Annotated in this window: 17 protein-coding genes; 1 reads left to right on the forward strand and 16 read right to left on the reverse strand. The window is 46.3% G+C overall.

Features of this window, described 5'->3' with window-relative positions; all coding sequences use genetic code 11:
• The 7 genes from def to CGZ90_RS03140 all read right to left on the reverse strand — a co-directional run bounded on the left by def (position 1) and on the right by CGZ90_RS03140 (position 8261).
• Entirely contained in the window at positions 1-474 is a 474-nt protein-coding gene (gene def, locus CGZ90_RS03110) for a peptide deformylase (protein WP_094250865.1), read from the reverse strand.
• 28 nt (positions 475-502) lie between these two features.
• Positions 503-2908, reverse strand: a complete 2406-nt coding sequence (priA, locus tag CGZ90_RS03115; protein WP_094250866.1) for a primosomal protein N' — start codon at positions 2906-2908, stop codon at positions 503-505.
• Positions 2905-4110: a bifunctional phosphopantothenoylcysteine decarboxylase/phosphopantothenate--cysteine ligase CoaBC gene (gene coaBC, locus CGZ90_RS03120; protein WP_094250867.1), complete on the reverse strand. Its 1206-nt coding sequence runs from the start codon at positions 4108-4110 to the stop codon at positions 2905-2907. Before coaBC ends, priA begins: the two co-directional genes overlap by 4 nt.
• Positions 4111-4265: 155 nt before the next feature.
• Positions 4266-4475, reverse strand: a complete 210-nt coding sequence (gene rpoZ, locus CGZ90_RS03125) for a DNA-directed RNA polymerase subunit omega (RefSeq protein WP_094250868.1) — start codon at positions 4473-4475, stop codon at positions 4266-4268.
• A 5-nt stretch (positions 4476-4480) separates the two neighbouring features.
• On the reverse strand, positions 4481-5092 hold the full coding sequence (gene gmk / locus CGZ90_RS03130) for a guanylate kinase (protein ID WP_094250869.1): 612 nt from the start codon (positions 5090-5092) through the stop codon (positions 4481-4483).
• A 13-nt stretch (positions 5093-5105) separates the two neighbouring features.
• The gene (gene remA / locus CGZ90_RS03135) at positions 5106-5363 is read right to left on the reverse strand and encodes an extracellular matrix/biofilm regulator RemA (RefSeq protein ID WP_094250870.1); all 258 of its coding nucleotides are present in this window, start codon (positions 5361-5363) and stop codon (positions 5106-5108) included.
• Positions 5364-5582: 219 nt separating this feature from the next.
• On the reverse strand, positions 5583-8261 hold the full coding sequence (locus CGZ90_RS03140) for a calcium-translocating P-type ATPase, SERCA-type (RefSeq protein WP_094250871.1): 2679 nt from the start codon (positions 8259-8261) through the stop codon (positions 5583-5585).
• Positions 8262-8357: 96 nt separating this feature from the next.
• On the opposite strand from CGZ90_RS03140, the gene CGZ90_RS03145 reads away from it, so the two are divergent.
• The gene (locus CGZ90_RS03145; protein ID WP_094250872.1) at positions 8358-10061 is read left to right on the forward strand and encodes an Rqc2 family fibronectin-binding protein; all 1704 of its coding nucleotides are present in this window, start codon (positions 8358-8360) and stop codon (positions 10059-10061) included.
• Between the two features lie 541 nt (positions 10062-10602).
• On the opposite strand, the gene CGZ90_RS03150 is transcribed toward CGZ90_RS03145, so the two are convergent.
• The 9 genes from CGZ90_RS03150 to CGZ90_RS03190 are packed head-to-tail and all read right to left on the reverse strand — an operon-like array spanning position 10603 to position 20778.
• Positions 10603-11262 (reverse strand): class I SAM-dependent methyltransferase, encoded by a 660-nt coding sequence (locus CGZ90_RS03150; RefSeq protein ID WP_240515372.1) that lies wholly within the window; start codon positions 11260-11262, stop codon positions 10603-10605.
• A 28-nt stretch (positions 11263-11290) separates the two neighbouring features.
• On the reverse strand, positions 11291-11926 hold the full coding sequence (gene pyrE, locus CGZ90_RS03155) for an orotate phosphoribosyltransferase (RefSeq protein ID WP_094250874.1): 636 nt from the start codon (positions 11924-11926) through the stop codon (positions 11291-11293).
• On the reverse strand, positions 11907-12635 hold the full coding sequence (gene pyrF, locus CGZ90_RS03160; RefSeq protein WP_094250875.1) for an orotidine-5'-phosphate decarboxylase: 729 nt from the start codon (positions 12633-12635) through the stop codon (positions 11907-11909). Before pyrF ends, pyrE begins: the two co-directional genes overlap by 20 nt.
• Entirely contained in the window at positions 12608-13546 is a 939-nt protein-coding gene (locus CGZ90_RS03165) for a dihydroorotate dehydrogenase (RefSeq protein ID WP_094250876.1), read from the reverse strand. The genes pyrF and CGZ90_RS03165 overlap by 28 nt, the downstream gene beginning before the upstream one ends.
• The gene (locus CGZ90_RS03170) at positions 13543-14310 is read right to left on the reverse strand and encodes a dihydroorotate dehydrogenase electron transfer subunit (protein ID WP_094250877.1); all 768 of its coding nucleotides are present in this window, start codon (positions 14308-14310) and stop codon (positions 13543-13545) included. The genes CGZ90_RS03165 and CGZ90_RS03170 overlap by 4 nt, the downstream gene beginning before the upstream one ends.
• The gene (gene carB / locus CGZ90_RS03175; protein WP_094250878.1) at positions 14307-17510 is read right to left on the reverse strand and encodes a carbamoyl-phosphate synthase large subunit; all 3204 of its coding nucleotides are present in this window, start codon (positions 17508-17510) and stop codon (positions 14307-14309) included. The genes CGZ90_RS03170 and carB overlap by 4 nt, the downstream gene beginning before the upstream one ends.
• Positions 17503-18597 carry a carbamoyl phosphate synthase small subunit gene (locus CGZ90_RS03180; protein WP_094250879.1) on the reverse strand — a complete coding sequence of 365 codons (1095 nt, stop codon included), beginning with the start codon at positions 18595-18597 and terminating at the stop codon, positions 17503-17505. The genes carB and CGZ90_RS03180 overlap by 8 nt, the downstream gene beginning before the upstream one ends.
• A complete protein-coding gene (locus tag CGZ90_RS03185) occupies positions 18591-19883 on the reverse strand; it encodes a dihydroorotase (RefSeq protein ID WP_094250880.1) in 1293 nt (430 codons plus the stop codon). Before CGZ90_RS03185 ends, CGZ90_RS03180 begins: the two co-directional genes overlap by 7 nt.
• Positions 19867-20778: an aspartate carbamoyltransferase catalytic subunit gene (locus tag CGZ90_RS03190; RefSeq protein ID WP_094250881.1), complete on the reverse strand. Its 912-nt coding sequence runs from the start codon at positions 20776-20778 to the stop codon at positions 19867-19869. The genes CGZ90_RS03185 and CGZ90_RS03190 overlap by 17 nt, the downstream gene beginning before the upstream one ends.
• Positions 20779-20906 lie beyond the last annotated feature (128 nt).

A 20906-nucleotide genomic window follows, 5' to 3' on the forward strand; every position in this document is an offset into this window, starting at 1 on the left:
CTACCTTTCAAATGCGCCTTCTTCATAATATTGAGTGACTTTAGAAGTAAAAAGCACTCCATTCAAATGATCAACTTCGTGCTGTATCGCCCTCGCTGTAAAGCCTTCCGCTTTTAGCGTGAACGGTCTGCCCTTTTGATCGGCCGCAGTTACCATAATTTTGTCGGCTCTTTCTACGTCCCCAAACAAACCTGGAAAGCTCAAACAGCCTTCTGGTCCTGTCTGGGATCCTTGAAGTTCGGTAATGACAGGGTTGACCAGTGCGAGCGGGCCTAGTTCATCACCTGTATCAACAACTGCAACCCTTATTGAAATACCGATTTGCGGAGCAGCTAAGCCTACCCCTTCAGCTTCGTACATCGTATCAAACATGTCTCTTATAAGCTTAACCAATTTTTTATCAAAAACTTTTACTTCTTCGCCCGCTGTTTCTAAGACAGGATCGGGATGAAGCACGATTTTTTTAATAGCCATATATTTGTCCACTCCTAATGCAGATTGCTTACATTATGCTCTGAACGTTCATATCTACCGCTATCTGCAGCTGGGTCTGTGTGATTTCACGCTGAAAATGATTTAATATTTCACGTATATACAATCTTAGCCCAGGTTCATTTTTGTATTTTACCATGACCTGATAACGATATCTATCTTTCAGACGTGCGATCGGGGAAGCGACCGGCCCTAGAATGATGCTTGAAGAATTCAGTTTGGTCTTTAAATATTCAGCTGCCTTTTCGCTCACCTCGATCGTCTTGACCAAATCTGGATGGCTGACCGTTATCAAGCTTAGAAAGTAATATGGCGGATATTGCATTGACCGCCGTGTATGCATCTCACGATTGTAAAATGATAGAAAATCGTGCCTAGAGGCGAATTCAATGCTGTAATGGCCGCAGTCATAAGATTGAATGACGACTTTACCAGGAAGCTCATCACGGCCGGCACGGCCGGCAACTTGTGTCAAAAGCTGAAATGTCTTTTCGGCCGCCCTAAAGTCTGGCAGATGCAGCATCGAGTCAGCCGCTAAAACACCAACGAGCGTTACCTTTGGAAAATCAAGACCTTTAGCGATCATCTGTGTACCCAGAAGGATATCCGCCTCTCCTTTGCCGAATGCCGTAAGAAGTTTTTCGTGGCTACCTTTCCTTGAAGTTGTATCCACGTCCATCCGGATTACCCGTGCTTCGGGAAGCAGCCTTGCGAGTTCTTCCTCCACCTTTTGTGTACCTGTTCCAAAAAAACGGATATGCTGCCCTGTGCAAGATGGACAAGTTTCCGGCATCATCTCTTCATGTCCACAATAATGGCATTTTAATTGATGCCCTTTTTTGTGATAAGTAAGGGAAATATCACAATGAGGACACGTCACCGCATATCCGCAGTCGCGGCAAAGAACAAATGAAGAATAGCCTCGCCTGTTCAGAAAAAGTACAATCTGCTCGTTGTTTTGGAGTCTGATTTGCATCTCTTCCATAAGAAGCCTCGAAAACATGGAGCGGTTTCCTTCATGAAGCTCTTCTCTCATGTCTGCCACCTCCACTGGCGGCAGTTCTTGCATCATGACCCTTTTTGTCAGGCTGCTCAAGGTGTAAACACCTTTTTGCGCTCTTGCGTAAGATTCGAGTGAAGGAGTTGCACTGCCAAGTACGACAGGACAAGAATGATGGTTTCCGCGCCAAATCGCAACATCTCTGGCATGATATCTCGGATTATCATCTTGTTTATAGCTCGTCTCATGTTCCTCATCGATAATAATCAGTCCAAGGTTTTGAAACGGAGCAAACACTGCAGAACGCGCTCCGACTACAACTGACACTTCCTTCCGGAGAATTTTTCGCCATTCATCATACTTTTCCCCTTTTGAAAGTCCGCTGTGCAAGACGGCTACTTTCGAACCGAATCTTCCTTTAAACCTTGTTACCATCTGCGGTGTAAGGGCGATTTCAGGGACAAGGACAATCGATTCCTTTCCGCTGTTCAGCGCTTTATCGATGGATTGCAAATATATTTCAGTCTTTCCGCTGCCTGTCACTCCATGCAGCAGAACAGTCTCATGTTCATTCTTTTCCATAGCGTGCAGTAATGGCTGAATCGCCTTTTCTTGGAGTTCAGTCAACTCCAGCGGCTGTGTCTTTTTTTCAGTTCGCCCTGCAAAAGGGTCGCGGTATACCTCTCTTGTATCGATGCAGACTGCGCCTTTCTTTTCCAAGGAAGCGACAGACTGTGCGCTGGAACCAGTACTATTTAAAAGCGTCTGCAGCTCCTGCTCTGGCAGAGTACAAAGACTTAAAAGCACCTCTTTTTGCTTGACCGAACGCTCGGGAAGTTTCAGAGCCATTGCTTCTGCTTCGGCTGCAGTCAATGATAATCTCACAAACTTTTTCTTTTTTTTGACTGCCTGATCCTTCACTTTATATATAACATCTAAGACTCCTGCTCTGGCCTGCTGCTGGAAAAGCGCCAGCGACTCTGGAAATTCTCTCATCACTTCTTCCAGGCTCACTTCATCTCTTCCGCTAAAAAGGGGTGAAAGCGGAAAATCATCCGGCGGCTCTCCTGTTAACACAAATGATTTGCTGTATGACGCTTTCATCGCAGCTGGCAGCATGGCTTGAAATACAGTTATATAGAAGCTGAGCGTTTCTTCAGACAGCCATTGGCCTAGCTTTAAAAGCTCATCCGTCAAAACCGGAACGGGATCGAGGACATCCTCGATCGGCTTCAGTTTGTTATGCTCACTGGAGCTTGAAAAGCCTGTCACAAATCCCTGCAGCTTCCGCGGACCAAACGGAACAATGACCCGCATACCGGGAAGCACAGAACTTTCCAGATGCTCTGGAACTTTATAATCAAATGATTTGTTAACAAGCCCTGTCGGAAGGTCTACAACAACCTGGGCAATCATCTGCCCATCAGCTCCGATACTTCCTCTAACAGCAGTTCGGCTGCTCTATCTTTTGACACAAGAGGCAGTACTTTCTTTTTCCCGTCTGCATGAAGCAGAAGCAGTTCGTTCGTCTCGCTTCCGAATCCAGATCCTTCTTTCGAAACATCATTTGCTGCCACTAGATCAAGGTTTTTACGGCGCAGCTTACCTTCCGCATACTCTTCAAGATTGTCTGTTTCTGCCGCAAATCCCACAAGTATCTGATGCTCTTTCTTCCTGCCGAGAGATTCGAGTATGTCGACTGTCTTTTCCATCTCGATCTGCCATGCCTCATTTGTTTTTTTCATTTTGCTGTTGTATCGTACTGCTGGTTTGTAATCGGCTACTGCTGCACATTTAATAACTATATCCTGTGAGCCATACTCTCTCATTACAGCGTCGAACATTTCCTGCGTTGATACAACATACTTTACATCGACGCCTTCAGGTACTGATAAATTTGTCGGTCCTGATACAAGGGTAACGTCTGCTCCCATTCTTTTTGCAGCACGGGCGAGCGCATATCCCATTTTTCCTGAAGAGAAGTTCGTGAAGTAGCGGACTGGATCCACCATCTCACGTGTCGGACCCGCTGTGATCAGCACTTTTTTATCTTTCAAAAGCTGTCGCGGACTGCTTTCTTCTTTAAAGTAATCTTCAGCTGATTTCACAATTTCTTCCGGCTCTGCAAGCCTTCCTTTACCGACATATCCGCACGCCAGCAAGCCTTCACCCGGCTCGATAAAACGGTACCCGAAAGAACCAAGCTTTTGCATGTTTTCCTTTACTGCTGGATGATTGTACATGTTCACGTTCATAGCTGGCGCGATGATCACTGGCGCAGTCACAGCCAGAAGAGTCGTCGTGAGCATGTCATCTCCTATGCCATTTGCCAATTTTCCGATCACATTGGCAGTCGCAGGTGCGATCAATACTAAATCTGCCCAATCCGCCAAATCGATGTGGCTGACGACTTCTGGGTTTTTCTCTTCAAATGTGTCTGTATATACATCGCCGCGCGTTAATGTTTGAAAGGTTAACGGTGTAATAAACTGCTGTGCTGATTCGGTAAGGATGACTTTGACAGTATATCCGCTCTGATACAGCCGGCTTGCGATCGTTGCGGACTTATAAGCGGCTATTCCCCCTGAAACACATAGAAGTATATTTTTTTTGTCCATATAAAGCCTCCGTCCATCAGTTTACATAATATTTTTATGGTATTGTTCTTTATATATTTATTTTACAGCAATTGCACCTTCTTGCCTTGTCCATTTGCTCATGATGTCGCGAATCAAAAAAATAACAACCTTTTATAAAAAGGTTGTATTTTTCATTACTCTTCTATTTTTTCTGCTTTTACCGGCATCAAGATGCCTTCATGAATTTCTTCCAGCGCTTTCCCTACAAATTTATGCGAGACAGGTTTGGCGATCTGCTGGTTTTCATGTTTTTGAATTTCTCTTGCTCTTTTTGAAGATAGAGTGACAAGTGAATATTTGGAATCGATCTTTTCCATTAATGAGTCAATTGAAGGGTATAACAATATAATCAGCTCCTAAACATTTTTTCATACTTTGGCTGTACGTGTGAAACTTTGCAGTGTTCAGCAGTAATGATGGACTTTATTCGGTCGCATGCGCTTTCTACTTCATCGTTCACGACAGAGTAATCGTAATGTTTCATCATTTCGATTTCTTCTTTCGCGACGGACATACGGTTGTTGATCAAGTCCTCTGTTTCCGTTCCCCTGCCTACGATGCGGCTTCTCAGTTCGTCTAGGCTTGGCGGCGTAAGGAAGATAAACACGCCTTCTGGAAAGCTTTTCTTAACCTGCAGAGCACCCTGCACTTCAATCTCAAGAAGAACATCTCTTCCTTCGTCAAGTGTCTGGTTTACATATTCTATCGGCGTACCGTAATAGTTTCCAACATATTCAGCCCATTCCAGGAGTTCGTTCTGCTCAATCATCTTCAAAAACTCGTCTTTTGTCTTGAAGAAGTATTCAACCCCGTTTGTTTCTCCTTCACGAGGATTCCGTGTAGTAGCAGAAACAGAATATTGGATATTAAGCTTCTGCGCCCGCAGTGCCTTGCATATCGTGCCTTTTCCGACCCCGGAAGGGCCTGATAAAATAAATAAAATTCCTCTTTCGCTTTTCATCGCATCCTCCAACCTAGCTTTCTTCCGTGCCGTCCTCAACAGACGAAAGCCGCTGTGCTACCGTTTCTGGCTGAACAGCAGACAATATCACGTGATCGCTGTCTGTCACGACGACTGCTCGTGTGCGCCGTCCGTAAGTAGCATCTATCAGAATATTTCTTTCCCTTGCCACGGTGATCAGGCGTTTGATCGGCGCCGATTCCGGACTCACTACCGCGACAATTCTGTGGGCAGCAACAATATTTCCATATCCAATATTGATCAATTTCATGTTTTGGCTCCCCTTACCTGCTACTATTCTAGCCTAAATGACTGGCGGGTAAAACGGTATGTAATTAAATATTGTGAGAAAGTACACACATGTCAACCTATTTTACCACATAAAACACAGAATCCCAAAAGTTTTTGCCAGTGCTCTAATAAAAGAAAAATAACAGGCTGCAAAATCGCGCTTTGCGCTTTCTGCAGCCTGTCTTCATCATGTTCAAGCTTAGGCTTTTCTTTTGAACAATTGCGAACCCGCAAGTGCGAAAGTTGGTATCGAAGCCATTCCAAGCACAAGAAGCCACTGCCTTAATGGAAGAGATACCGTATGGAAGATTCCTTGTAAAGCAGGTGTATACATCACTACAAGAAGGAGTAAAACAGACGAGATGACAGCCGCCACGAGATATTTGTTTTCAAATGGGTTTCGGTGCATGACAGAGCGCTCGCTTCTGCAGTCAAAAACATGTATGAGCTGAGCCATCACCAATGTTGCAAATGCCACGGTCTGTGCCATGATCAGGTTGTCTGGATTCTCTTTAAGTGTCAGCCAGAAGGCAGCGACTGTAACGAGGCCGATCAAAAAACCACGTGAAACTATTTTCCAGCCCAGCCCTCTTGAGAATACACCTTCTTTGGCTGCTCGCGGCTTTCTGCGCATCACATCATCTTCTGCCTGATCGACTCCTAGTGCCATAGCTGGCAGTCCGTCTGTAACAAGGTTCACCCACAGTATCTGAATCGGAAGAAGCGGAAGCGGCATTCCCAGCACCATCGCAAAAAGCATGACAAGGATCTCACCAACGTTGGATGCGAGCAGGTACCGGATAAACTTTCTTATATTTTCATAGATGTTCCTTCCTTCTTCAATCGCTGATCTTATCGTGGCAAAATTGTCATCGCTCAGTACGAGAGAGGAAGCTTCTTTCGCAACATCCGTTCCAGTGATCCCCATCGCGATTCCGATATTCGCGCTTTTTATCGCAGGTGCATCATTCACTCCATCACCAGTCATCGCCACAACATGCCCCTTTGCCTGCAGCGCTTTAACAATCTTCAGTTTATGTTCAGGCGATACCCTCGCATAGACGTATATATCTTCAGCCTGAGCTTCGAGCTCTTCCTGTGAAAGCATAGATAATGATGCTCCATCCATCACTCTGCCGTTTTCAGGGAGAATGTTCAGCTGTTTCGCGATGCTTGCTGCTGTGACAACGTGGTCGCCAGTAATCATAACCGTTTTAATCCCTGCAGCCTGACAGTCTTTGATGCTTTGTCTCACCTCTGGCCGCGGCGGGTCGATCATTCCCTGCAGCCCCGCAAATGTCAGGCTCTTTTCCAGCTGATAAGATGAAAGTACTGCCTCCTCTGTCTTGAGCGGGCGGAAGGCGATCGCGATTGTCCGGAGAGCCTGAACGGCAAGACTGTTGATCGCCTGCTTAGCCTGCTCTGCATGCTCCTGCTTCAGCAGCTGCTTCCTGTTTCCCCATATGATGTAATCGCACTTGTCGAGCAAAATGTCAGGCGCCCCTTTTACGATCAGCATCTTTTCGCCAGATGCATCTTCAACGATAACACTCATCATCTTCCGGGAAGAATCGAATGGAAACTCTTCAATTAATCGATAATTTTCTAAAAGACTGTCCCGTAAAACACCCGCTTTCGCTGCACTTACAAGCAAAGCGGATTCTGTAGGATCACCTTCTGTACTGTATCCACTTTTAGCACCGGGCTTAAGAATTGCGTTATTGCACAGAACACCGTACTGAAGCACTGTCTGCAGGATATCATCTGAACCGGTATTCCGGTTATCTTTTCCGCTTCCGCCCCCCGATAGGGAAAACCCTTCATCTGTAACGTTCCATAGACAGCTGTCAGCCCAAATTTTTGTCACCGTCATTTTATTCTGTGTTAATGTTCCTGTTTTGTCTGAACAGATAACCGTTGCACATCCTAAGGTCTCAACGGAAGGAAGCTTCCTGACGATCGCTCGCTTTTTGATCATCTTCTGTACACCTAATGCAAGTGCAATCGTAACGATGGCAGGGAGCCCTTCAGGTATGGCGGCTACTGCCAGCGATACACCGGCTAAAATCATGCTGTATAAGTCATGCCCCTGGTAAACACCTGCCCCGACTACCATGAGAGTAAGAAGAAGTGCGATGACGATCAATACTTTTCCTAGCTGCTCAAGCTTCAGCTGCAAAGGAGTCGCTAGCTGTTCAGCATGCTGGATTAGATGGGCGATTTTACCCATTTCCGTTCTCATCCCTGTTGCGATTACGATTCCCGTCCCGCTTCCTTTCGTCACCATTGTTCCCATGAAAGCCATATTATTCTGGTCGCCAAGCGGGAGACTTGAACCCTTTAACGGCCTGCCGTGCTTGTTCACAGGTACAGATTCTCCTGTCAGTGCAGATTCCTCCACTTGAAGCCCTCTAGTCTGAAGGATTCTGAAATCCGCACCGATCCTGTCCCCTGCCAGCACTTTGATAACATCACCTGTTACAAGTTCTTTAGATGGAATCACTGACCATTCGCCATCCCTCATCACCATTGAAGAAGGTGCGGACAGCTCTTTTAAAGACGAAAGAGATCTTTCTGCTTTTCTTTCCTGAACAAAACCGAGAATGCCGTTCATGATGACGATTAAAATGATGGCAACAGCATCAAGGTATTCGCCAAGCAATCCGGATAGGAGTGTGGCTGCAAGAAGTACGAGCACCATAAAATCCTTGAACTGTGCAAGAAACACACTGATCGCTGACGGCTTTTTCCCTTCTGAAAGCTCATTTGGACCTTCTGTTTTCAGTTTGGCAGCCTGCTCTTTACGGCTCAGACCGTTCGACAGCCTGCTGTTTGTCATTTGTTCTACTTCTTCCTGCGACAGCTCGTACCAGTTCATTGCCCCACCTCTAACATTAGAATTGTTACAGCCATTTATATGCAGGCATGTCCGCATACATGCTATAATACAGGCAGAAATAAGAGGTGACTGCAAATGAGTTTTGATGGCATCGTAACACGGGCCGTTACACATGAACTGATCGAAAAATTACATTCTGGTAGAATATCAAGAGTTTACCAGCCCCATAAAACGGATCTTATTTTCACGATCCGGGCAAAAGGGAAAAACCATAAGCTTCTCATATCCGCTAACCCGACGTTTTCCCGTCTGCACCTGACAGAGCATTCTTACGACAATCCCTCTAGCCCCCCAATGTTCTGTATGCTTCTGAGAAAACATCTCGAAGGCGCTTTTATCGAAAAAATCGAACAGCATAACATGGAACGCATTGTGGAAATTACAGTTCGGACGAGGGACGAGATCGGGGACGAAACAACAAAAAAAGTTGTGATTGAAATTATGGGAAGACACAGCAATATCTTGCTGCTTGATGAGAAAACAGGAAAAATCATTGACTGCATCAAGCACATCCCGCCATCACAAAACCGCCATCGCACACTTCTGCCCGGCCAGGTGTATGTGCTGCCGCCGGAACAGAATAAAATCTCTCCCTTCAGTACTAGCAGCGAAATGTTTGGCAGCAAGCTTAATTGGAACACAGGAAAAATCGCACAGCAGCTTGTTCAGACATTCAGCGGTGTATCTCCGCTCATAGCCAATGAGGTCGTACACCGGGCAGGACTGACGACAAAAGAAAACATTTATTCTGCCTTTTCTACTCTGATGGAGAAGCTGTCAGTACACAGTTATGTTCCCCAGATGGTGACGAAGGATGGAAAAGAATACTTTTATATCGAGGATCTCACTCATATAGGAGGGGAAAAAAGAACGTTCAGCACCGTCAGTGAGGTGCTCGACCGCTTTTATTCAGGAAAAGCAGACCGCGACCGCATCAGGCAGCAAGCTCATGACCTTGAACGGTACCTTCAAAATGAATACGATAAATTGAAAACAAAGATTAAAAAGCTTGAGAAAGAATTGAGCAATACTGAAAAAACCGAAGAATACAAGCGTAAAGGCGAGCTGATAACCGCGTATATGTATATGGCGAAAAAGGGTGATGCTTCTATTGAAGTAGAAGATTACTTCGATGAGAACCTCCCTGCCGTTACAATCGCTCTCAATCCCCTAAAATCACCGGCTGAAAACGCACAGCAGTATTTTAAAAAATACAATAAGATGAAAAACTCCATTTCGGCCATCACAGGACAGATCCAGATCGCGAAAGATGAACTCTCATACTTTGACAGACTGCTCACCTTTATGGAATCGGCGTCCATCAATGACGTAGAAGAAATTAGAGAAGAGCTTGCTGAAGGCGGCTATGTGCGTCAAAGAAACAGCAGCAAGAAAAAAACGAAAGACAAGCCTCGTTTAGAAGAGTATGAATCAACTGACGGTACCACGATATTCGTCGGCAAAAACAACAAACAAAATGATTATTTAACGCATAAGTTTGCAAGGCAGAACGAGACTTGGCTTCATACGAAAGACATTCCCGGCTCTCATGTCCTGATCCGTTCAGAAGAACCATCAGAATCTGCAATTAAAGAAGCTGCCCATCTCGCTGCATTCTTCAGCAAAGCACGCCATTCCGGTTCGGTTCCGGTCGATTTCACACTGATCAGGAATGTGAAGAAGCCTTCTGGAGCGAAACCTGGTTTTGTGATATATGACAATCAGCAGACTGTGTACGTCACACCTGACGAAGATCTTGTTCTAAGCCTGAAAAAATGAAAAAATTCGTTAAAAAAAGATTGGTGTGGTGATCTCCGCTCCAGGGTGCTGAGCTTTCCGCGGGGCGTGCGGTTAGCCCCTTTGCCGCTACGCGACCTAAAGGGGCTAACCTTCCCGCTCGTCCCGCTGGACAAGGAAAGCTGCGGCAGCATGACCTCGCACGAAGAAAATGCGGTTTTCATTTTCGAGGAGTCTCGCACCCTTCCGCTCCAATCACAACGAATTTTTCGTTACAACGAATAGAAGTCAGAACAAAAAAGGGTAAGACCAACTCGTATTGTCGAGGCGGTTTTACCCTTTCTTCTTTAAATTAAAGTATCAAATACGCTTTGGTAATTTCAGATGCTTTAAAACCAACATCTCATTTGCTTGAACATCTTGAATCCATCACTGAAAAAGTTGATCGGAGTGTAAGGTGCCGACTCCAGCGGGATCAGTGGGACAGGTGAGACCTCTCAATGGCGCGCAGCGACGAGAGGGCTCACCGCCCACCCCGCGGAAAGCGTGCGCCTGAAACGTAGATCAACCTTCCCTCTGGTTTCTAAATTTCACTTACTTTTTCAGCAATCGTAATCGTTGCCAGTCCGTCTAGAACCTCAACATGGCGGATGTTAGAAAAATGAAGTGAAGAAAGGATGTCAGTCAGTTCTTCCTGAGAATAGCGGTGCCTTCTTGTGCTCACGTTCGCCCATTTAAGAAGAGAGGTCAGTTCGAATCCGGTAATATCATTCCTCTTAGCATATTGATGAGCGTTCAGCTGATTCATTTCAGGAGAAGGATTGAGCATAGCGGTAACTCCGCCTGGATTCAGAACTCTATGAATCTCTGTTATTCCTTCTATCGGCTCTGGCAGGAGGAAAAGAACACATGTAGACAGAGCGATGTCAAACTCATGGTCTTCCATCGGTAATTCGCATGCATCCCCGATTAGAAATGAACTTTTCTCGCTGCGGTTATGAAAAAAGAAATTTTGCACTGCTCCTTTAACCATCTCGCTCGACAAGTCTACACCTGTAAGTTGCTGAGCCTCGTCTGCCCCTTTTAAAAGAAGGCGTCCCGTCCCGCATCCGACGTCAATTACTTTCTTGTCCAACCACGAGCCTGTTTCCTGTTTAATTCTATCGTGAACTGCACTCAGCCATGACGTTCTTGCCATGGAATCAAAAAAACCTACCAGTTCATCAAATTCTTCGCCGTTCATTTTTCTCAACTGCCGGTACCTCCATCATTTAACGGGAAGAAGCAGCCATCCATCCTTCAGGATCTGCTTTCCATGCATGAAGCAGCTTAAGATCATTGCTGCTGATGCTCCCTTTTCTTGAAGCTTCTTCTACTAATGTACTAAAATCCGTCAATGTTTGCACGTCTATGTTCTCACTCTTAAACTCCTGTGCTGCACGATTAAGCTCGTACGTAAAAATGGCTGCCACACCCAGAACCGTCACTCCGTTCGCTCTTAAAGCATTTGCGGCCTGAATGGAGCTCTTGCCGGTCGAGATCAGGTCCTCGATCACAACCGCTTTTTTTCCTTCCTGCAGATATCCTTCAATCTGTTTTCCTTTACCATGTGCTTTCGCCTCGCCGCGCACATAGCACATCGGCAGCCCAAGCCGGTCAGCAATCAGGCTTGCATGCGGGATGCCTGCTGTGGCGGTTCCTGCAATAACATCTGCATCAGGATAATTTGAGGTGATAATATGGACGAATTCTTCGATGATATGGTTTCTGACTTCAGGAAAACCTAGTGTGACTCGATTGTCGCAATAGATTGGGGACTGCATTCCAGACGACCATGTATATGGCTTTTCGGGAGATAAGGAAACAGCTTTGATAGTTAGCAGATGATCAGCGATGACTGATTTCAAAAGAACCACTCCATTCATTCAGTATTTGTTCATATGAGGACACAGGATCAGCAGCTTCTGTTATGCTTCTTCCAATCACAATGTAGTCGGTTTTCGCTCTGGCAGCAGCCGCCGGAGAGGCAACACGTTCCTGGTCATGAAAGCTGCTCCCTAAAAGTCTGATTCCAGGAGTAACAGTAAGGAATGAATCACCGCATACTTCCTTTATCAGCGTTGTTTCGTTTACAGACGAAACGACGCCATCCAGACCAGCGTTTTTGGCATTCTTCGCATATTCCACAACAGCCTGTTCGAGTGTAAACTGGCTGACCAGCATCTCTTCTCTCATAACGATCTCGCTCGTGCTCGTCAGCTGAGTGACCGCGATCAGCAGCGGCTTCTGTTTTTCTTGCATACCGGCATACAGTCCTTCTTTGGCGGCTGCCATCATCTTGATGCCTCCTGAAGCATGAACGTTCACCATGTCTGCTCCAGCTAATGCAAGATTTTTCATCGCATTATGGACGGTATTGGGAATATCGTGCAGCTTAAGATCTAAGAAAACTCGATAGCCTCTCTCTTTAAGCCAATAAATCATAGATAGTCCTTCACGGTAAAATAGCTCCATGCCCACTTTTACGAACAGAGGCTTATTTCCGAAGTGCTCCAAAAATTGTTCTGTCTTTTGACGGTTTGGAAAATCTAGCGCGATAATGATGGGGTTTTGCATGGTTTCCAGCTCCCTCCGATAATTTCGCTAATATGACTGACATCCATGCTGTCCAGAACACGTTCCAGATCTGCGATGATTTCCGGGCATGCGTAAGGGTTCGCAAAGTTAGCCGTTCCGACTGCCACCGCCGATGCCCCCGCAAGCATCATCTCGATCACATCCTCAGCCGTCATCACTCCGCCCATGCCGATGATAGGAATCGACACAGCCTGACTTGCTTCATAAATCATTCTGACAGCAACAGGCTTGATCGCTGGACCTGAAAGACCACCCGTCTTATTCGCCAGTACAGGCTGCCTGCTTTTAAGATCGATACGCATGCCGATCAGTGTATTGATCATTGAAAGTCCGTCAGCTCCCGCTTCTTCAACCGCCTGTGCCATTTCTCTTATGTCACTTACGTTCGGCGAAAGCTTTACGTAAACAGGCTTTGATGAAACCTTTTTCACCATCTTAGTCAGTCTTGCAGCAGCTTCTGGCGCTGTGCCGAACTGTATTCCCCCTTCCTTAACGTTCGGACAGGAAATGTTCAGCTCAAGCACCGATACAAGTTCATGCTTTGAGAGAATTTCGGCAGCTTCCATATAATCTTCTTCCGCTGTTCCGGCAATATTTGCGACAACAGGTATTCCGTAAGGCTTTAGATGAGGCAGTTCTTCACTTATGATTTTCTCCACGCCGGGATTTTGCAGGCCGATTGCATTCAGCATCCCGGATTCTGTTTCAGCCACACGAGGTGTTGGATTCCCGAACCTTGGAGAGACCGTCGCCGCTTTTATGGCAACCGCCCCTAAAAGGCTCAAATCATACCACTTCGCATAATCTTTGCCAAAACCGAAGCAGCCTGAAGCAGGCATGATAGGATTTTTCATCTCTAATCCCGGAAGTGAAACATTCAGCCTGTTCATATACTTACCTCCTCTTTTTTAAATACAGGTCCGTCGCTGCAGATCTTCACATATCCGGAAGGAGTGGCTGCTTCACACACACAGGCAAAGCAGGCTCCAACGCCGCAGCCCATCCGTTCTTCAAATGAATAGTAAGCATTCAGCCCTTCAGTCTTATGATTGAGTGCTCGAAGCATCGGAGAAGGACCGCAGGCGAATACAACAGGCTGTTCTGCTGTGAATTTATCCATAACATCAGTAACAAACCCTTTTTTGCCGATTGTGCCGTCCGCGGTAGCAACGGCAACCCTTCCAATCTCTTTAAATTTTTCGATATAAAAGGCATCTTTGCTAGATTGAAAGCCTAACGCAAAAGAAACAGCAACCCCTTTTTGCGCAAGCTTTCTTCCAAGGTAATAGAGGGGAGGAACGCCGATTCCTCCTCCAACAAGCAATGCCTTGCCGCCCGCTTCAACAACATCTTGATTAAATCCGTTTCCGAGCGGTCCCAGAAGATCAATCTTGTCACCTCTGGAGCGTGTGCTGAGCCATGCTGTCCCTTTCCCTTGAGCCCGGTATACCATCTTCAATCTATTGTTTGCCGTATCCGCATCACAGATAGAAATCGGCCGTCGCAGCAAGGAGGAGAACCCTTCTCCCGTCCGAACATGGACAAACTGGCCCGGCACCTTCATACTCTCTACTCCTTCGCCTTCAACAGTCAGTTCAAAGATATTGTCGGCGATCATCACTTGCGAAACGACATTCAAATTCAGCCTTTTCATAGCAAAACCCCTTCTTTGCTCTGAAATGCCGGCATGCTTGTGGCTGAGAATGTGATCGATTCAAGCACCTGCAGAAGAGCTTCTGCCGTATCAAGGCTTGTCAGGCAGATGACTCCGCTTTCCGCACTCTCGCGGCGGATACGGAAACCATCACGTGCTGGCTGCTTTCCTTTTGTGAGCGTGTTGATAACAAATTGAGCTTCACCGGCACGGATCACATCAAGCAGTGTTTTTCCTCCTGCACCGATCTTGCCGACAGTTTCTACCGATATTCTTTCCTGCTTCACCATGGCTGCCGTACCTTCTGTCGCCATAACCGCATAACCGATATCAGAGAACCTTTTGACAAGCTGCAGTGCTTCTTCTTTATCCTTATCGGCCACCGTGAACAAGACAGTGCCATGTGAAGGGATTTTCATACCCGATGCGATAAGTCCTTTGTAAAGTGCTTTTTGCAAGGTCCTGTCACGTCCCATCACTTCTCCTGTAGACTTCATTTCCGGTCCAAGATAAGTGTCGACACTGCGAAGCTTTGCGAACGAGAAGACAGGAACTTTCACAAAAACATCTTCTGTTTCCTGCTGGCAGCCTGTTTCAAATCCAAGTTCAGCCAGATTGCTTCCCAAAATAACCTTCGTCGCAACATTCGCCATCGGAACACCAGTGATCTTGCTTAAGAAAGGGACGGTCCTGCTAGAGCGAGGGTTCACCTCGAGCACATATACCTCGTCTTTGTGCCAGACAAACTGTATATTCAGCAATCCGACGATTTTCAAGCCTTTGGCTATCTCGATCGTCCGCTGTATCAGTTTCTGCTTGATTCCTTCCGGCAAAGTTTGCGGCGGATAGACGGCGATAGAGTCTCCTGAATGCACACCTGCACGTTCAATATGTTCCATCATGCCTGGGATAAACACATCATGCCCGTCGCTGATCGCGTCTACTTCGAGTTCCTTGCCTTCTAAATAACGGTCGACTAGCACCGGATGCTCTGGATTTACTTTTGCTGCATTTTCCATATATTGAAGCAGTTCATCTTCATGATAGACGATTTCCATCGCTCTGCCGCCAAGCACATAAGAAGGCCTGACGAGGACAGGATAGCCGATCTTCGAAGCGATTTTGACTGCTTCGCTGACAGAAAAAGCTGTTTTCCCTGCAGGCTGCGGAATGCCGATTTTCTGCATGACATCTTCAAAACGTTCACGGTCTTCTGCTAGATCCATGGAATCAATAGAAGTACCTAAAATTTTGACGCCGCGTCGTTCCAGTTCAGCTGCAAGGTTAATCGCCGTTTGTCCGCCAAATTGAACGATCACTCCTTTTGGCTGTTCAAGATCGATTACATGCATCACATCTTCTATTGTGAGAGGTTCAAAATATAATTTATCTGACATGCTGAAGTCTGTAGAAACCGTTTCTGGGTTGTTGTTGATTATGATCGCTTCATAACCGGCTTCCTGTATTGCCCAGACGGTATGAACAGTCGCGTAGTCGAACTCGATCCCCTGCCCGATGCGGATCGGGCCAGATCCGAGCACGATCACGCTTTCTTTATCAGACTTGTGCGATTCGTTCTCCTCTCCGTACGTTGAGTAAAAGTACGGCGTTTCCGATTCAAACTCTGCAGCACACGTATCGACCATCTTGAAGACTGGCAGTATGTGGTTTTGCTTGCGGAAGGCATAAACTTCTTTTTCGTCCATATCCCAGGCTCTGCTGATCCAGCTGTCGCTGAAGCCTCTTTCTTTTGCCTTCTTCAAAACGCCAGCATCACGTTTTCTTTGCAAGATATTTTTTTCAATCTGCAGGATGTTCACAATTTTCTCCAGGAAAAAGTAATCGATCTTCGTGATCTCATGTATTTCCTCAGCTGAAACACCTGCCCTCATCGCATCTGCGATATAAAAAATCCGGCGGTCATCTGCATTGCCTATCCTTCTTTTATATTCTTCTTTAGAATGCTGCTCACCGCTTTCGAGATGGTCAGCGTTGATCTCAAGCGATCGGACTGCCTTCAGGAGTGATTCTTCAAGATTCCGTCCGATCGCCATTACCTCACCTGTGGCTTTCATCTGTGTGCCCAGTTTACGGTTCGCAGCTTCAAATTTGTCAAATGGCCATCTTGGAATCTTTGAAACAATGTAATCCAGTGCGGGTTCAAAGCAGGCAAACGTTGTGCCTGTTACAGGATTTTTCAGTTCGTCAAGCGTATATCCGACTGCTATTTTAGCTGCCAGCTTCGCGATCGGATATCCAGTCGCTTTTGATGCGAGTGCAGAAGAACGGCTGACTCTAGGATTAACTTCAATTACATAATACTGGCTGCTATCAGGATCAAGTGCGAGCTGAACGTTACAGCCGCCCTCTATCTTTAGCGCTCTGATGATGCCGAGCGATGCATTCCTTAACATCTGATAATCGCGGTCGCTTAAAGTCTGGCTCGGAGCAACTACAATTGAATCACCGGTGTGAATACCTACAGGATCAATGTTTTCCATGTTGCACACGACGATCGCTGTATCGTTTTTATCTCTCATCACTTCATATTCGATCTCTTTGAAACCAGCGATGCTCTTTTCGATAAGAACTTGTGTTACAGGGCTCGCATGAAGTCCGCTCGCGGTAACCTCCAGCAGCTCTTCTTGTGTGGATGCGATGCCTCCGCCTGTGCCGCCGAGCGTAAACGCTGGCCTGATGATGACAGGCAGCCCTACTTCACTGACAAAATTCTTGGCTTCCTCCAAGTTCCGCACAATCGCACTTTCAGGTACTGGCTGCTGAAGTGTGTTCATCAAGCTTCTGAACAGGTCTCGATCTTCAGCCTGCTGTATGCTGTCAAGCGTTGTTCCAAGCAGTTCAACATTATAATCTTTTAGGACGCCGCTTTCTGAAAGTTCAACCGCTAGATTTAGTCCTGTCTGCCCTCCGAGTGTCGCGAGAAGCCCGTCTGGACGCTCTTTGCGAATGATGCGTGAAACAAATTCAAGTGTAAGAGGCTCAATGTATACTTTGTCTGCCATGTTTGGATCTGTCATAATTGTCGCAGGATTCGAGTTTACAAGTATGACTTCATAGCCTTCTTCTTTCAATGCCTGGCAGGCCTGAGTTCCAGCATAATCGAACTCAGCCGCCTGGCCGATCACGATCGGTCCTGAACCGATAACAAGTATTTTTGAAATGTCGTTTCTTCTAGGCATGAAGGATCCCTTCTTTCTTGTAAGTTTTCATCATGTGCAGGAATTCGTCAAAGATGCTGTTGGAATCATGCGGCCCCGGTGAGGCTTCTGGATGGTATTGAATCGAAAAGGCAGGCTTCTTCTTGTGAACTACTCCCTCAACTGTTCCGTCGTTTACAGCACTATGGCTCAGGATGAGATCTGTGTTCTCAAGAGATGCTGCATCGACCGTATAGCCATGGTTCTGTGATGTAAGAGCGATTTTGCCTGTCATCAAGTTTTTTACCGGATGATTAGAACCGCGGTGCCCGAACTTCAGTTTTACCGTCTCCGCTCCGCACGCAAGCGACAAAAGCTGATGTCCGAGGCAGATACCTAAGATCGGGATGTTATGATCGAGCAGACCTCTGATCATAGAAAGAGCCATCGGAACATCTTTCGGGTCTCCTGGTCCGTTTGACAGCAGCACACCGTCCGGCTTCAGCTGAAGAATTTCAGCAGCCTGCGTATTATAAGGGACAACGACCACATCACAGTGCCTCATTGATAGTTCCCGAAGCATCCCGCTTTTCACACCGTAGTCAACCACGACTACTCGTTCGCCGCGGTTTGGCAGCTGATAAGAGGTTTTCGTGGATACAGAAGGTACTTGGTTTGTTTTTAAAGGCATGCTGATGAGCTCTTTAACCGTGAGTTCCCTATTGTCTGCGGAATTGCAAAGTTTCCCTTTCACTGTTCCGTGTTTTCTTAAAATTCTAGTAAGCTTTCTCGTGTCGATGCCGTACAGTCCAGGAATCTTTTTTGCCGCAAGCCACTCACTTAAACCCTGAATCGATTCGTAATGGCTCGGGAACGATGCGTTTTCATTTAGAATCACACCTGCAGCTGCAGGATTGATGGACTCATAATCTTGGCGGTTAATGCCGTAGTTTCCGATCAGCGGATACGTAAACGTGATGATCTGTCCGTAATAAGAAGGGTCTGTCACCACTTCCTGATATCCCGTCATGCTCGTCGTGAATACAACTTCACCCAGCGCCTCTGCATCTGCCCCGAACGCCATGCCTTCAAAAACTGTACCATCCTCTAAAATCAAGTATCTTACCATATCAGCGCCTCCTCTTTTTTGTAAGCTATCTTTCCTCCTACTATTGTTGCAACGGGCCATCCGCTGCATTCCCATCCGTTAAAAGGTGTGTTTTTCCCTTTGGATGCAAATCCCTTTGAATCAATAATCTCTTTTCTATTAAGATCGATCACGCACAGATCTGCTGCAAGACCAGGCTCGATCTTTCCGTAAGGCAGCGAGAACGCTTCTGCAGGTTTTCTCGTCATAGCATCCATCAGCCCTTGCAATGTCCATTTTCCTTTCAGCACGAGATTCGTGTATAAAAGAGGAAATGATGTTTCAAGTCCTACAATGCCAAAAGGAGCAAGCTCCATTCCCTGTGCTTTTTCATCTTCATGATGAGGAGCATGGTCTGTAGCAATAAAATCGATCACACCTTCTTTTAGAGCCTCTAGCAAAGCTTCTTTATCTTCTGTTCCTCTAAGCGGGGGGTTCATCTTAAAATTTGAATCTTGGCCAGGGATGTCGCTGTCGGACAAAAGAAGATGGTGAGGCGTAACTTCAGCTGTCACTTTGATGCCCGCCCGTTTCGCATCTGCTATCACTCTTACAGTTTCCTTTGTACTGACATGACAGACATGATAGCGGGCATCTGCTGCTTCAGCAAGAAGCACATCACGCGCTACATGAACTGATTCACTCACAGAAGGAATACCCGGAATGTTCTCTTTCTGTGCAAACATTCCCTCATGCACAGCGCCGCCTTTTGGAAGGAGAGTGTTATCCTCACAGTGGGCCACGATAACGGTATTGCACTTGTTTGCTTCTTTCATGGCCGCTAGCATCATTCCTGCAGACTGGACGCCAACACCGTCATCCGTGAATGCAAACGCTCCAGCTCGAAGCAGTTCACTAAAATCTGTCATGCTTTTCCCAGCTTGGCGCTCTGTAATGGAAGCATAAGGCAAGACTCGGCAATGCGCCGTTTTTTCAATGCGGTCCATCAGGGCATCCATCATCGCTTTATTGTCAGGAACCGGCCGCGTGTTCGGCATAGCCGCTATTGTCGTGTACCCGCCTTTTACTGCAGCCTTCGTTCCGCTCTCTATCGTTTCTTTATGTTCGCCTCCTGGTTCCCGCAAATGCACATGAAGATCAATAAAGCCCGGTACAAGCAGAAGTCCTTCAAGATCCCATATTTCATGTCCTTCCTCGCTGATTTGCTCGTACACTTCCCTTATTACGCCATTTTCTATCAGAACATCCTTTTGTATCAGATTGTTTTTGCCATCCAGCATTTTTGCGTTTTTAAGCAATTGTCCCATTGATCGTTTCCTCCTTTAGTTTTCCTAGTGACCAGTTCAGTACTGCCATCCTTACGAAAACACCGTTTCGGATCTGTTTGAAGATCCTTGACCGGCTGCATTCAACAAGCTCATCAGCTAGTTCTACCCCTCTGTTTACAGGTGCAGGGTGCATGATGATGCTGTGAGGCTTCATCATGCTTTCCCGTTCTATAGTAAGACCGTAGCGTTTGTGATAATCATTACTGTCCATCTCCATCCCCGCACAGTGCCTTTCATGCTGTATGCGCAGCATCATCATTACATCCGCCGTCCTGCATGCATCATTCATTGATATATATTGATTTTTGTGTTTTTCAGGAATCCACTCGACCGGCCCTGAGAAGTAAACATTCGCTCCCATTTTTTGAAGCATTTCTGCGTTAGAAGCAGCAACCCTGCTGTGGCGGATGTCGCCAGCAATCACAACGTTTAGCCCTTGAGTAACGATAAACTCCTGCTGTATCGTCAAAAGATCGAGAAGAGATTGTGTCGGATGGTTCCCGCACCCGTCTCCAGCATTGATGATCGGAATGGAAATTTTTCCAACGAGACTTTCGAAGTAATAGTCTTCATGATGCCTGATCACCGCTGCTTTAACTCCGATTTCTTCGAGCGTTCTCATCGTGTCATATAGCGTCTCGCCTTTTGTCATGCTCGAACTGGCTGCGTCCACATTCAGCACATTCATCCCAAGGTTCCGCTCGGCTGCTTCAAAGCTGAATCTTGTCCTCGTGCTCGGCTCAAAAAACAAATTGGCCACAAGCTCGCCGCTGCTGTGGTCATATTCATTTTCCAATGACAGCCTTTGTGCTTCTTGCAGGATTTTATCAATCTCTTCAATCGGCAATTCTTGTATGGTTAGCAAATGTTTCATTCCCCGCGCCTCCCTTTTATAAAAAAAACACACCCCGAAATGTTATCAGGGTGTGTTCAATCAGGACCGCATGCTGCAGCAGTCCTAGTCACACCCTTTTAAGTCTCTCGTACTTAATTAAAAAGTGT

It is taken from the genome of Fictibacillus aquaticus, assembly GCF_002245695.1.
GTDB classification, from domain to species: domain Bacteria; phylum Bacillota; class Bacilli; order Bacillales; family Fictibacillaceae; genus Fictibacillus; species Fictibacillus aquaticus.